The 13,598-nt window shown below is 29.2% G+C and carries 12 protein-coding genes; 2 read left to right on the forward strand and 10 right to left on the reverse strand.

All coding sequences use genetic code 11. From position 1 onward, the window contains the following. Positions 1 to 49 precede the first annotated feature (49 nt). From OCU47_RS17790 to OCU47_RS17825, 8 genes are all read right to left on the reverse strand, one after another. Positions 50 to 1,336 carry a homoserine dehydrogenase gene (locus tag OCU47_RS17790; protein WP_261829940.1) on the reverse strand — a complete coding sequence of 429 codons (1,287 nt, stop codon included), beginning with the start codon at positions 1,334 to 1,336 and terminating at the stop codon, positions 50 to 52. Between the two features lie 232 nt (positions 1,337 to 1,568). Continuing rightward, positions 1,569 to 2,324 (reverse strand): ABC transporter ATP-binding protein, encoded by a 756-nt coding sequence (locus OCU47_RS17795; RefSeq protein WP_261829941.1) that lies wholly within the window; start codon positions 2,322 to 2,324, stop codon positions 1,569 to 1,571. A gap of 2 nt (positions 2,325 to 2,326) precedes the next feature. Then, positions 2,327 to 3,535, reverse strand: a complete 1,209-nt coding sequence (locus OCU47_RS17800) for an ABC transporter permease (protein ID WP_261829942.1) — start codon at positions 3,533 to 3,535, stop codon at positions 2,327 to 2,329. An 11-nt stretch (positions 3,536 to 3,546) separates the two neighbouring features. After that, positions 3,547 to 4,719: an ABC transporter permease gene (locus OCU47_RS17805; protein WP_261829943.1), complete on the reverse strand. Its 1,173-nt coding sequence runs from the start codon at positions 4,717 to 4,719 to the stop codon at positions 3,547 to 3,549. A 311-nt stretch (positions 4,720 to 5,030) separates the two neighbouring features. Beyond that, a complete protein-coding gene (locus OCU47_RS17810) occupies positions 5,031 to 6,323 on the reverse strand; it encodes an MFS transporter (RefSeq protein WP_261829944.1) in 1,293 nt (430 codons plus the stop codon). Between the two features lie 296 nt (positions 6,324 to 6,619). Continuing rightward, a complete protein-coding gene (locus tag OCU47_RS17815) occupies positions 6,620 to 7,438 on the reverse strand; it encodes a CPBP family intramembrane glutamic endopeptidase (protein ID WP_261829945.1) in 819 nt (272 codons plus the stop codon). A gap of 16 nt (positions 7,439 to 7,454) precedes the next feature. Next, on the reverse strand, positions 7,455 to 7,703 hold the full coding sequence (locus OCU47_RS17820; RefSeq protein WP_261829946.1) for a hypothetical protein: 249 nt from the start codon (positions 7,701 to 7,703) through the stop codon (positions 7,455 to 7,457). A 329-nt stretch (positions 7,704 to 8,032) separates the two neighbouring features. Next, positions 8,033 to 8,215, reverse strand: a complete 183-nt coding sequence (locus OCU47_RS17825; protein ID WP_261829947.1) for a hypothetical protein — start codon at positions 8,213 to 8,215, stop codon at positions 8,033 to 8,035. Positions 8,216 to 8,469: 254 nt separating this feature from the next. Between OCU47_RS17825 and OCU47_RS17830 the strand changes: the two genes are divergently transcribed. Both OCU47_RS17830 and OCU47_RS17835 read left to right on the forward strand, forming a co-directional pair. Then, on the forward strand, positions 8,470 to 9,306 hold the full coding sequence (locus OCU47_RS17830) for a class I SAM-dependent methyltransferase (RefSeq protein WP_261829948.1): 837 nt from the start codon (positions 8,470 to 8,472) through the stop codon (positions 9,304 to 9,306). Between the two features lie 415 nt (positions 9,307 to 9,721). Beyond that, the gene (locus OCU47_RS17835) at positions 9,722 to 11,086 is read left to right on the forward strand and encodes a helix-turn-helix domain-containing protein (RefSeq protein ID WP_261829949.1); all 1,365 of its coding nucleotides are present in this window, start codon (positions 9,722 to 9,724) and stop codon (positions 11,084 to 11,086) included. Positions 11,087 to 11,279: 193 nt separating this feature from the next. Here OCU47_RS17835 and OCU47_RS17840 read toward each other — a convergent pair whose 3' ends face one another. Beyond that, positions 11,280 to 12,566, reverse strand: coding sequence for an alpha-amylase family glycosyl hydrolase (locus tag OCU47_RS17840; RefSeq protein ID WP_261829950.1), 1,287 nt, complete (start codon positions 12,564 to 12,566; stop codon positions 11,280 to 11,282). Positions 12,567 to 12,735: 169 nt separating this feature from the next. Further along, on the reverse strand, positions 12,736 to 13,578 hold the full coding sequence (locus OCU47_RS17845) for an HAD family hydrolase (RefSeq protein WP_261829951.1): 843 nt from the start codon (positions 13,576 to 13,578) through the stop codon (positions 12,736 to 12,738). Positions 13,579 to 13,598 lie beyond the last annotated feature (20 nt).

Consider the following 13,598-nt stretch of genomic DNA (forward strand, 5'->3'; position numbering starts at 1 on the left):
GTATCTCTTTTTTGCATATAAACTTACTTATTTTTTGAATACACCAATCCTATAAGTTCTCTATTCTTATTAAATTCTCTACAGATGAAACTGTTTCTAATTGATTTATCTCTTTTAACGCACTTTGAATATTCTCTTCTCTGGTTTTATGTGTTATAAGTATTAACTTAACATCCTCAGCTTCTTCACCTCTTTGAATAACTGAACGAAGAGATACATCATGCCTACCTAAAGCTGTAGTAATTTCTCCTAGTACACCAGGCTTATCTTTAACTAATATCCTTAGGTAATACTTGCATTCAACTTCATCAAATGACTTTATTTCCTTATGCCATAAGTTATTTTTAACAGTTGTATAATCTTCAATATCTGTACCTTTTCTTACAATAGATATTATATCTGCAACCACTGCGCTACCTGTAGGTAATTCTCCAGCTCCTCTTCCATAAAGCATTAATTCACCTACTGCATTTCCTTTTATAAAGATAGCATTGAAAGCATCATTAACATTTGCTAGCGGATGCTTTCTAGATACAAAGGTAGGGTGAACTCTTAACTCTAACTTACCTTCTATTTCTTTTACTATTCCTAAAAGCTTTATTACATATCCAAATTCTTTTGCGTATTTTATATCTGTTGCTGTAATCTTAGTTATACCTTCTCTGTAAACATCATCTATTTTAACCTTAGTTCCAAATGCTAAAGATGCTATTATAGCAAGCTTATATGCTGCATCAAAACTTTCAATATCTGAAGTTGGATCTGCTTCTGCATATCCCTTTTCTTGTGCTTCCTTTAAAGCATCTGAGAAATCCATTCCCACATTGTCCATATTACTTAATATATAATTAGTTGTTCCATTTAATATTCCGTATACCTGTTCAATCTTATTTGCTGTAAGACTTTCATTAATTGTCTGTATTATAGGAATTCCACCTGCTACAGAAGCCTCATAATATAGCATAACTCCTTTGTTATCAGCTGCTTCCCCAAGTTCATCTCCATAAGTTGCTAGTAACATCTTGTTTGCAGTTACTACATGCTTTTTATTATTCATAGCTTGAAGTATATAATCTCTTGCAGGATCAATTCCACCCATAACTTCCACTACTATTTTTATTGATTCATCATTAATGATCTCATTATAATCTGTAGTAATTAATTCTTCAGGAATTTCTATTCCTCTATTTTTATTCTTGTCTCTTACTAAAATCTTAGCAATTTCTATGTCATATCCTGAGCGCTTTCTTATTTCGTCTTTATTTTCTTTTAAGATATTCCAAACACCTTTGCCAACATTTCCAAGCCCCAGCAAGGCTATCTCCACTTTTTTCATATAATATAACCCCCAATTATAATTTAAGCATCTAAAAATACATAACAAGTCTAAATGCACTAGCATACAAACTTATGTGCTTACCGATGCCTTATATACTATAAATTATATTATATCTCACATTATAATCAATATATACATTGGCCAAGATAAATATTTATTTATCCGATAACGGCTGCACGCTCCTGGATAAGTTCAACTAAGATTCAGATGTGGATACACCCCACCTGAATCAAGTTTCACTTGATGAATTAAGTGCATAGCATCTATCACTGACAACTTCACCATCCAAGATATCAATTCTTCTTTTACAATGGGCTGCTATCTTCTCATCATGAGTTACTATAATCACAGTTTTTCCTTCTTCATTTACCTGTTTTAGCATTCTGATAACTTCTTCCCCTGTTTTTTGATCCAAAGCACCAGTTGGCTCATCTGCAATTAGTATATCAGGATTGGTTATAAGAGCTCTAGCTATCGCTACTCTTTGCTGCTGTCCACCAGAAAGCTGGCTTGGATACTTATTCGCATGATTTTTTATATTAAGTTTGTCCAAAATCTCTAGAATTATAGTTCTTATCTCTTTTATTGATCGTTTATGTTTCTTATCATGAAGGTTTGAGTAAATTAGAGGTATCTCTAAGTTTTCCATTATGGTGTATCCTTCAATCAAAGCAAATTGTTGAAACACAAAACCTATAGTCTTGTTTCTTATGGCAGCCAATTCATCCTTGCTTAAGGATCTTACTTCCCTACCATTTAACATATAACTTCCTTGCTTAGTATTTAAAAGCTTACTGCCTTCCAAACAATGATTGTCAAGACATCCTATTATATTTAAAAGTGTAGTCTTTCCTGAACCTGATGGTCCCATAATTGCTATCATTTCTCCTGCTTCTATATCTAAATTGACATTCTTAATCGCTATGGTTTCCTCATCTACTGTATAATATTTTTTTGTTACATTTCTAAGCGTAATCTGACTCATAATTATCTCCTTCCACTTATAACTTCAAGAGGATTTATTCTAAGTATTTTATAAAGTATTGGCAATGATAAACCTATCATAAGCACGAAAAGTATTAACAAATCTATCTTCAGCACATAAAAATCAAATAATAAACCTGAAGATATTTTACTTATTAAAAACATGAATATTAGAGATAAAACCCCTCCTGTTACAAACAAGACCAACATTTCTCCCAAAATAAGCTTTTCTATATGTTTATTGGTAGCCCCTAAGGTAAACCTAACACCAAATTCTTTTTTCCTTTTTACTACCTCTGTTAAGAAAATTGCCAGAACCCCCAAAGAAGTAAGTGCTAAAATTATAACTCCATAAAAAATATACTTACTTACAAAACCTACACTTAGAAGCATATAATCTAAACCAGACTTCAAATTATTCAATGAAACCTCTTCATCTTTGTCCAGTTTCATATCTATACTTTTTTTGAATTCCAAATCTGTTGTTGTGTCATTTAACTTTATAAAAATAACACCACTCATACTAGAATCATTATCGTCAACTATGACAGTATACTCTCTATAGGGATCTACCATTTCATAATTTTTTATTTCTTCTATTGTAGGATATTGAGGATCAAGAACTCCTATGATTTTATACTTGCAACTAGCACCATTCCTATATATACCTGCTTTAATTTCTACTATTGATCCTATTGGATTCATTTTTTCTAATGCCTTAGAAATAAGCATTGGCTTAACTTCAGCATTTGAACATTTAGAATGATATTCACTAAATGAAACTCCTTTTTCAAGTCTAAAATTAAATATGCTTGATATTTCTTTATTATGTTCTATTAAGTTGAAAGTATTTATTGGACATTTTATGGTAGTGCTTTGTTCATCAAATGTATAACAATTCATACTTGCTATAGCTTTTACTCGAGAATCATTCTTTATCAGTTCAATAATTTTATTAGGACTTTCTGCAATCGTTATATTTTTAGTAGTACCCCCGACTACTCCTGCACTTATTTTAAGTTTTCCCCGTACAATAGGGCTATACACATTATTCTCCACAGTATTTTTATATACTTCCATCTTATTTATTCTATATCTGTATTTTGCTAAGGTTAACATAATAATTACAAGCCCTATAGTTATTATAGCTGTTACACATACATTTCTAGCTTTATTTCTCTTTATATTTCTCACAATCTCGTATAAATACATCTCTTCACTTCCTATTCATATCTTAAAGCTTCTGCTGGGTCCATAGAAATTACTCTTTTTGCTGGAATTATAGTTGCTATATATCCTATAAATAGAGACAATATCACACATAATACGAAGTTTGTGAAATTGAATTCTAAGCTCAATGAATCTTTTGCTAAAATATCATCTAAATAGCCTCGCATAGTTAATTGAAATACAAATGATAGTACACTTCCTATTAGCACTACACTTATAACTTGTCTCCTTACCAAGGAAATTATGCTTTTATCTGTTGCCCCCAAAACCTTTCTTATGGTAATCTCTCTCTTTCTATCCTCTATCCAAAAATAACACATGTTGAAAATAACAAAAATAGCTACCAACATTATAGGTATAGATAAAATAAATGTGCTTATCCCCGTCTGTACTTCCCCAGAACTAAAAGAGGTTTTTTGCCTTTCAGATGCAATCCTTATTTTATCTTTATTAAACTTTTCTGTAGCTATTTTAAGTATATTATCGCAATCAGCAGGTTTAACCCTGTATATTAGCGACATTAATAAACACCCACTTCCAGTGTTACTATAAATCAATTCACTTTTTAACTTTTCTAGATATGCCTTAGGTACACTGTTTAGCGGTAACACTACTGTTTCGTTCCATTGGCTATCTTGTTCAACATGATTAGGTCCCAAAATTCCAATTACTTTATATTTTTCACCATAGAACTCTATATAATCATTTATAAAAACATTTAAATCTTTAAGGGTTTTATAACTTAATAAAGCAACCTTACCTCCCTTAGATGCTTCCTCCGCATTAATATATCTTCCCTTAGATACATATGCAGTATAATCAGGCTCTTTATTAAAAATAGTTAAATAGGGCTTGCATTTTATATGCTTATTCCCTTTTGAAATACTTTCAGCATTAAGTTTCAGCATATCTACTTTCCCGTACTTAGACATAGCTTTAACTATCTCTACAGCATCACCTTTAAACATTTCCCTAGAATCACTGGATACTGTTACATAAGTATAGTTTTCAACATTCCCCATGCTAATGTCTTTACTTTCTTTTGCAGAAATAAATATATCATTTACCATCATAGAAATTATTGTAATGCAAAAGAATATAACTAATATGATTGTAACCAGATTGAATTTTTTTCTTTTCCAGGAATATAAAGTTTTTCTTATCATTGTTGAACACCTCATAATTAATAAATGCTTGCTTTTGACTATTCATAAAATATCTCATCCATATTCACATTATTTTAAGATTACTCCTGCTACTCCTTACTGATATGGATAAAAACGTTTAATTAAAATATATGGAAAATTTATAACTTTCATTTACACTTACATATTACAACTAATGCTCTAAATGTTTTGTAGAAAACAAAAAGAATTTAGCCTATTTCGTATACTAAATTCTTTCTACTTTCTTTGATAAACAACTTTATTCAACAAAAAACTTATATGAACTATCTTTTTATCAATTTATTTATATTTTATATAGTATTGTTTCTTTTCATATGCACTGCTGCTAAAACTATGGTACCTCCTGATATCAACAAGATAATCAATGGAGATACCCTATCTATAATTAGACCAGTTATTATTATTCCAAGAGGAGCAATTCCACCAGATAAAGTTCCAATAATACCAGTTATCCTACCTCTAAGGTTTTCAGGAGTCATTCTTTGTAATGTTACCATTAAAGGTGTATTTACTGTTATTAATGCAACTCCCATTATAAACAACAAAATTACATTATAAGCACATAACACAAAGTTTATTTTGAAGATACTAAGATTTATAACCTGAATACCTAATAACATGAATACTACTCCTGTAGTTCCAAGTCCAAATGCTAAGTTCTTTAATCCATTGCCTTTTTCTTTTTTATTTCCAAGAATAATAGAAGCGATTATCATTCCTACAAAATAAAAAGCTTGAAATGTTCCGTACTGAGCTGAACTCATCTTTAAGACATTATTAATGATATAAGGATAAACTACTCCTATAGAAGCATTGAAAAAGAAGTTTATAAGCAATACATATTTTATAAGTTCATATATAATCTTTTGTTCTCTCACAAATTGAAGCACTTCTTTTATTTCATTTTTAAAAACTGTCAAAGTCATTGGAGTTTTTGAAGAAGTTTCTAAGCTACTATTGAAATTAAAATTAATAAACATCTCTATTGCTGAAGAAAAGAAAAATGAGATTCCATTTAAAATCAAAAAAATATTTATAGGTATAAGTCCGTATATAACTCCTGCTAATACTGGAGCTAGTATTCCTGAAACTGCTGTAGATGTTGAGCAATAAGAATTTATCTTCATAAGCTTTTTATCAGTTACAAGATTAGGCATAGATGAGGTTAAAGATGTGTCATAAAATATATTTATAATTGCTAACAATAAGCTTGTAATATAAATAAATTCAATCTTTAATCCGTATATTGATGATAGTCCCAAAAGTCCAAAGGTTATTATTCCACTAAGAGCATCAAAAGTTATTGTAAGCTTCTTTCTATCAATTCTATCTGCTATTATTCCAGCAAAAGGTCCTAATATTATTCTAGGTAACATAGCAATTAATACATTAATAGCAAAAGATCCACCTGAACCAGTTACCTTTAATATATAAAGAGATAAGGCAAAATTATAAATATTAGTTCCTAAAAGTGAGATAGTTTTAGACGTCAAAAGTAAAATTATATTTAACTTTTCAGTGCTATTCTCTTTCTTCAAGTCTTTAATTTCATCTTTTTCAATAAGTTCTAAGGTATTGTTCATGTTATAAATCTCCTTTAACACTTGATTCTTCTTTGTATCAATATATAATTCAGCTAATTTGCAGAATCTAATTGTATTGGCAATGTTAAATTCTACTTAATATTATTATAATACTGTATTTTCTTGAAATCAAGATAAAGTTAATTTATATTAAACTACGCTTATCAATGTATAAAAATAGAAAGGATAGCTACTGTAACGCATATCCTTTCTATCTTTTCATTCTAATTTCTTCATATTGCTTGAAGAATTTCATAAAATACTTTATTGCATCTAGCATGCAACTAAATTAAATATTATATGCTTTTTCCTATATTTATAGAGTCCATTTTCTTTAAACTAACTACCTTAACAATACCTATAAAGCATAGAACTATTGCTATTACTGAATATACAACAATGTTTATCCTTGATAAGAAAAGTGGAACTATTACTGATTCAAATAAGTTAAAGAGACAATGCGCCACTATATTCCCATATAAAGAATCTGTATATATGTTTATCAAAGCAAATATTATCCCTGAAACAAAAGCATAAACTCCTTGAAGTATGTTTCCATGCATTATACCAAAAATTAAAGCTTGTACAATTATAGCAAAAACTATATTAAAGTTTTTCTTTAGCCAAGAGAAAATAACTCCCCTAAAAAACATTTCTTCAAAAATTGGAATTATGATTACTATAACAATAGTTTGGATAATTGAGGTATTTGCAGCTGACAATGCATTTGACACCATTCTATAACTAGAAAAATAGTCACTAACTAGGCCAACAAATATAGAATTAAGCATAGCAAAACCCATCACAAATAAGCTTATATATATAACTTTCTTTAAACTGCATTTTTTAAAATTGCATCGTTTTAATAAGCTCTCCTTTGTTGGTAGAAAGAATAGAATCAATAGTAACAACATTACTATATCTCCCATTAATGTTATGATGTAGATATAAGGAGTTATTAAGCTTTGTAATTTGCTAGGATCAATAGACTTTAGACTTATTTCATTGGCTACTGAATATCCTGCCATAAACATACCACCAACTATTGCAGATATAAATAAATATAACAATGGTAATAATACGACTATTACTATGAATTTGCCTAATTTTTTCATACTTATCTCCTACTTACTACATACCTTTAACAGCATATAAAGCTCCAAATACAGCACTTCCTGTAGAAGCAATCACTCCTAATATATTAAGTCCAAGACAGATCTTTATTTTAGTATTGTTTTCTACCTTCATTTGTTTTACTGACATTATAATTCCTACTATACTAACAGGATAGCCAACTATAGGTAGAATCCATGTTATTAAACTAAGAATTCCTAAAACTAATGGTGACTTTGATTGATTTGGTTGAATATTTTGTTCCATAAATATGACCCCCATAATTTTTGTAAATATATTTATTAATCCCCTTAAAATACATATTACTACATAATACTGTGAATGTAAACCTTATCTCAACGCCTAGGACTATATGTATTTATTACCAATTTTATGGTTTGATAATTTATAGAAAAAAATAATGCTTGTAAATTAGTATTCCAAAAAATTTTTAACACACTTATATATATCTTGATAATAAAATATCTCTATTTCTCGATATCATGATATCAAGAAACGCTAAAATGCTAGGTTTAGAAATTTTATTGTTCTTCTTCTATTAATCTTAACAACTCAAATTTTACATAATAATTTTTCTATTCTTCTTTAGATTTATTTAAGTTATATATAGATGCACATACAGCAGCTATAATTGCAAATGTAAGAAGAATAACATATTTTATAGTTACTTGTTTTAAAATGCACAAGCTTAATAAAAAAAGCAAACCAAATATTGCATCTTTAGTAACTATGGCAACAATAACCTTATCTGTTAACACTCCTTTTGCTAAAGATTTTCAATTATCAAACATAAAATTAATGAACTTTAAATTCAGAAAATCAATTTATATATACTTGTGCTAAACGCTTGAATGTTTGTTGTTATATGTCATATAATTAAGCAAATGGACAATTGCAGATTATTGTGAACAAACTATTATTTATATTTTGAGGGGTGGTGGTTATATGAGTGAAAGCGATATTAGTGACATTATACCGATTATAAATCTAAAAATGATAAGGAGATGCTTTTATGAGTTACAACCCCGAAATCCCCAAAAACAGATATGATAATTATGGAGACCGTGAATGGACTCGTCTTGAAAAAGATGGACATGGAGAACTTCTTTACCATGTGCATTTTGATATATTAAAGCGTTATATCAATGAAAATGACAAGGTTTTAGAAATAGGTGCTGGTTCTGGACGATACACAAAAGATATTGTGAAGATGTGTAATGAACTAACTGTAGGAGATATATCCTCACATCAGATAGAATTTAATAAATCGAAAATGAAAGAACTTTCATTGTTTGATAAAATTAAGTTGTTTTGTGTATTAGATGTGCTGGATATGGGAATTTTTGAAGATTCTTCTTTTGACTGCGTTGTTTGTATTGGTGGAGTAATAAATTATCTTTTAGATAAAGAAAAAGATGGAATAAATGAAATGTTAAGAGTTCTAAAGCCCGGAGGAACATTGATTGTAGGTGCTATGAGTTTTATCGGTGCATCACTATATTATTTAGATGGCATTAGGTATGAAAAAGACCAATTTGGACTTGAAGCTACAAAGTGGGTATTTAATACAGGTATTCAAGATGAAGAGCACTATCCTGTCCCAAGTAAGCACTATGTGCATATGATGAGAAGTTCAGAAATGGATGCACTATTTGCCGATTACCCAATCACTATAAAAGAGAGAAGTTCTGCTGGATTATTTACTCAAGCTGGCGATTCTGCGCTAGAAAATGCTAGACAGGATAAAGAATTTTGGAAACTCATTATAGAAAAAGAAATTGCTTTTACTAAAATGCAAGGAACACTTGATTGTGGAATGAATATCATTTATGTGCTAGAAAAAAATTAACAGCCGTAGGTTATAAGAATAATCTAATGTAACCTTAATGAACAATATTCATTTAATCATGAAATAATGGAACTCCCTTTCAAGAGTTCCATTATTATATACTATATTATCAACACGATTCATAAACATAGCCTTAATTTAAGATTAGGTGGCAACAATAACTATGCTACATAAAAAAAGCAACAAACTCCTTCATCTCTCTAAAATTTATATAATTGAATATATTACTTATACTTAAATATAATTTAACTTTTCTATATTAAGCTTATTGAAACCTTGTATATTTCCATAAAACATACTATAATGAAACCATCAAAAATAGCTTTTTAACTTTAATATCACAACTAAGCTTTAATAATTATAAAAGTTTAGTTGAAATTAACTAGGTTACTTGGTTATTGAAAGGGTGACAAGCTTGGCAATTAAAGTTGGAGAAAAAATTAAAAGTCTTAGAAAATCTTTAAATATGACACAATCTGAATTGGCTGGTACAGAACTGACCAAAAGTATGTTAAGCCAAATTGAAAACAATGTATCAAATCCTTCTATGAGAACACTAAATTATATTGCAAATAAATTAAATAAACCCGTAAGTTACTTCCTAGAAGAAGATACTGATAAAACAATTGAAAATAGGATATCAAATCAAGAACAAGAAGATAAGATTAAACATATCAATGAACTTATTGATTCTAATAAAATAGATGAATCTAAAGAATTTATTGATAAATTAATTAATGATTCTAACATAAATAAATCTATAAAATGCTATGGAGACATCTTGCTGAAGTTTGGAAATGTTCAGATAAAGTATAATAATCTTGATGCTGCAAAGGAATATATAAACTGTGCACTGTCATCTTATATAGATGGTAACTTCTACTCTGATGCTGCAAAAGCATATATTCAACTAGCAAAATGTTTCTACGAAGAATTTAACTATACTGAATGTTTAAGCATCTGTGAGAAAGCCTTTGAATTATACTATAAAAATATAAATACAGATCCTTTACTTGAGATTGAACTATATTATTTTAAAATACTAGTATTATCTGCTATTGGTGATATTCAAAATACAATTAAAATAATTGCTACTGCTATTAGTCTATCTTCAAAAACCTCAATTTACTATAGAACAGACGAACTTTATAGACTTAATGCAATTTTTAATTATTTCATTGGGAACTTAACAGAATACAATCGAAGTATTGAAAAAGCATTACAATTTGCAAAGTTTAGTGAAGATAACACGTGCCTAGCTAAGGTTCACACCATTTCTGCAATATATGCCTTAGAATCTAATGATGCTGAGAAAGCCTTAGAAAATGCTGAAATCAGTAAAAATTATACTACAAAAACTTTAGAAAATACTCCAAATAATAAGAATTATACCACAAGGATATCCTACATTTATTATCTTATAAAAGCACGAGCTTACTATATGTTAAATAAATATGATTTAGCTTACGAAAACATAATCAAGGTTGATTTTCCAGCTCATGAGAAACATAAATTTGACTACCTTAATATGTGGTCTGCCAAAGTATATGAAGGCTTAATTTTAGCGAAACTAGGAAAGCATAGAGAAGGAATTGAAGCAATAAAAGTTGGTATAGATAAAATGCTTCTTTTTGATAAATCTAAATTCTTAGTTTCTGCATATAAAAATCTTAGTGATTTATACTCACAAGTAAATGACTTTAAAAATGCTTTTATAACCCTAAAGAAAGCTGATGAACTTCAAGAACTTATTAATAAAGATGGCTCTATTGTATTCTAGAACTCTTTAAATAAAAACAAGTAGTATTATTAACAATGCTACCTGTTTTTATTTTGAAAATTAGAATTGAAGTATGCTAAGTTATATATATTGATTATAACATTATTCACCTTATACATGATAGAAAGAACTGTAGATAGCCTGCTAAAAACAAGCTTATCTACAGTTCTAAACCAAAACCATGTCTATATAACTAACACTTAAATATAGCTGGTGCTACATTTACATTAACTTTCTTATCTGTAACAACGATATGCTCATTATTTAGTAAGTTAATATACTCACCATCTTCTATATCTACAGAAACTTGTCCTTTTCCCTTATTCAAGTTGAATATTCCTACCAAAGTTGAATTGTCCTTCTTATAAGTTCCAACTACAGTATCACATTCATCAAAAGCTTTTAAATCATAAATTGCATTTGGTGCAATATTTTCTTTCTTAATAGAATATAACTTTTGCATTAAACTTACATACTCTGCCTTGATTCCACTCCAGTCTACCTTATCTATATCAAAAAGACTTGGAGTCTTTGTATTTTGAGCCTCTTCCCCTGCATAAATAAGAGTCATACCTTTTTGGAAATAAGTAAAGGCTGTCCAGTTATTTAAATTATCTTCATCTTCAATTAAATGCTTCGCTCTAGGATTATCATGATTTTCTAAGCAACGAATCTTTACATAATTTGATGGATAAATTACCTCTTGTAACTTCAACATATCTACATATTTGCTTAAAGAACATTCACCTTTTAAGTATTTATTGAATAATGCCCAAACATCATATTCATAGCAAATATCAAAGGCCTGATACATTTCGCTGTCTGTTGATACACAAGCACCTTTATCTCTCAAGTACTTTATAAAACCTAAATCTATACTTTCTGCAAGCCATATACAATCTAAATTAACTTCCTTTACTGCTTCTCTTGCTTCTAACCAGAAGTCTAATGGTATCATAGGTGCAACATCACATCTAAATCCATCAACTATTCCTGCCCAGTATTTTAACGTTTCAATTTGATAGTTCCATAAATCTTTGTTGTTATATTCTAAGTCTATTACATCAGACCAATCCCCTACTTTGCCACCAAATTCACCATTTTCTTTTCTATAGAAATACTCTGGATGAGTTTGTACAAGTACTGAATCTGGTGAAGTATGATTATAAACTACATCAATCATGCATTTCATCCCCATAGAATGAATCTTATCAACTAAACGCTTAAAATCTTCTAAAGTACCATACTCAGGATTTACTTTTCTGTAGTCTTGAATTGCATATGGACATCCAAGCTCTCCCTTTTTATTTTTTACTCCAATAGGATGGATAGGCATGAACCATATTATATCTGTTCCTAAACTCTTTATTCTTTCTAAATCGTTTTCAACATCTTTAAAGGTTCCATTCTCTCCGTGATTTCTAACATATACAGAGTACATAACCTGACTTCTTAAATCAATAGACGTTTCTCTTGCCATAAAAACACCCCTCATTATTTTATTTTTACTAGACATCTAAAAAAAATATCCGTCGCATATTGGGACTTTTTATTTGTTTTTAGATGTCAATTTAATTATATCACCTATAACTTTTTTGTATCACTGAAAATATAACTTTGTAAAAATACACAAAAAACTGTCCCAAAATCTAATTTGATTTTGAAACAGTTTCTTGCTCTTTAATAAATTCAGCAACAGCATCATTGTTATTATTACCAATCACTTTTGTGGCCATTTGTTTTAAGCTTTCAGCTGCATTCTCAACAGCATAACATTCATCAGCTACTTCAAACATTGGAATATCATTCACATTATCTCCAAAGCAGACAAGCTTATCGTGAGAAATATACTTTGATAATTCCTTTATAGCTAAACCCTTAGAGGCTTTTGAAGTATAGGCATCTAAAAAATAATGTCCTTCTGAATAAATATCCTCATAGAAGTTAACAGTCATCTCTTTAATCTTAAAAAGTTCATCATAGATTGTTTTCACATTTTCATATTCATCTATAATAACAAAATTAATTATTCTTACATCACTGCTAATCTCATCATATGATTTTATCTTTACAAAAGTCTTTAAAGGACTGTTACATCTTTCTTCATAATACTTCTGCTCAGATTCATTTGAAAACCCTTTATAGTATACATTTAATCTTTCATTCTCTATTCCGTAAATAAACATATCCTTGGCTTTACTCTCAAATACCTTTATAACTTTATCAGCTATAGATTTCTCTATATGATTTATCTCTATATATTCTTTTTTGTTAATATCATAAATAAGTACACCATTCATCAATGCCACAGGTAAATCAATATTCACCTCATCCAATATTGGAACTACTGTAGCTGGAGTCCTGGCAGTTGCAACTGTAAATCTCACACCCTCTTCTATTAACTCATTTAAAATTCTTATAGAGTCTTTTGATATCTGCTGATCTTTATTTAGTAAGGTTCCGTCCAAATCAGAAACATATAACGTCTTCACTCATTTCCTCCTAGGTAATT

This window comes from Clostridium sp. TW13 (assembly GCF_024345225.1).
GTDB classification, from domain to species: Bacteria; Bacillota; Clostridia; order Clostridiales; family Clostridiaceae; genus Inconstantimicrobium; species Inconstantimicrobium mannanitabidum.

Bases quoted from the DNA above. Each gene is read 5' to 3' on its own strand.
- OCU47_RS17810 (WP_261829944.1), bottom strand. From the start codon at position 6,323: ATGAACAATACCTTAGAACTTATTGAAAAAGATGAAATTAAAGACTTG.
- OCU47_RS17815 (WP_261829945.1), bottom strand. From the start codon at position 7,438: ATGAAAAAATTAGGCAAATTCATAGTAATAGTCGTATTATTACCATTG.
- OCU47_RS17800 (WP_261829942.1), bottom strand. From the start codon at position 3,535: ATGTATTTATACGAGATTGTGAGAAATATAAAGAGAAATAAAGCTAGA.
- OCU47_RS17790 (WP_261829940.1), bottom strand. From the start codon at position 1,336: ATGAAAAAAGTGGAGATAGCCTTGCTGGGGCTTGGAAATGTTGGCAAA.
- OCU47_RS17820 (WP_261829946.1), bottom strand. From the start codon at position 7,703: ATGGAACAAAATATTCAACCAAATCAATCAAAGTCACCATTAGTTTTA.
- OCU47_RS17830 (WP_261829948.1), top strand. From the start codon at position 8,470: ATGAGTTACAACCCCGAAATCCCCAAAAACAGATATGATAATTATGGA.
- OCU47_RS17795 (WP_261829941.1), bottom strand. From the start codon at position 2,324: ATGAGTCAGATTACGCTTAGAAATGTAACAAAAAAATATTATACAGTA.
- OCU47_RS17840 (WP_261829950.1), bottom strand. From the start codon at position 12,566: ATGGCAAGAGAAACGTCTATTGATTTAAGAAGTCAGGTTATGTACTCT.
- OCU47_RS17805 (WP_261829943.1), bottom strand. From the start codon at position 4,719: ATGATAAGAAAAACTTTATATTCCTGGAAAAGAAAAAAATTCAATCTG.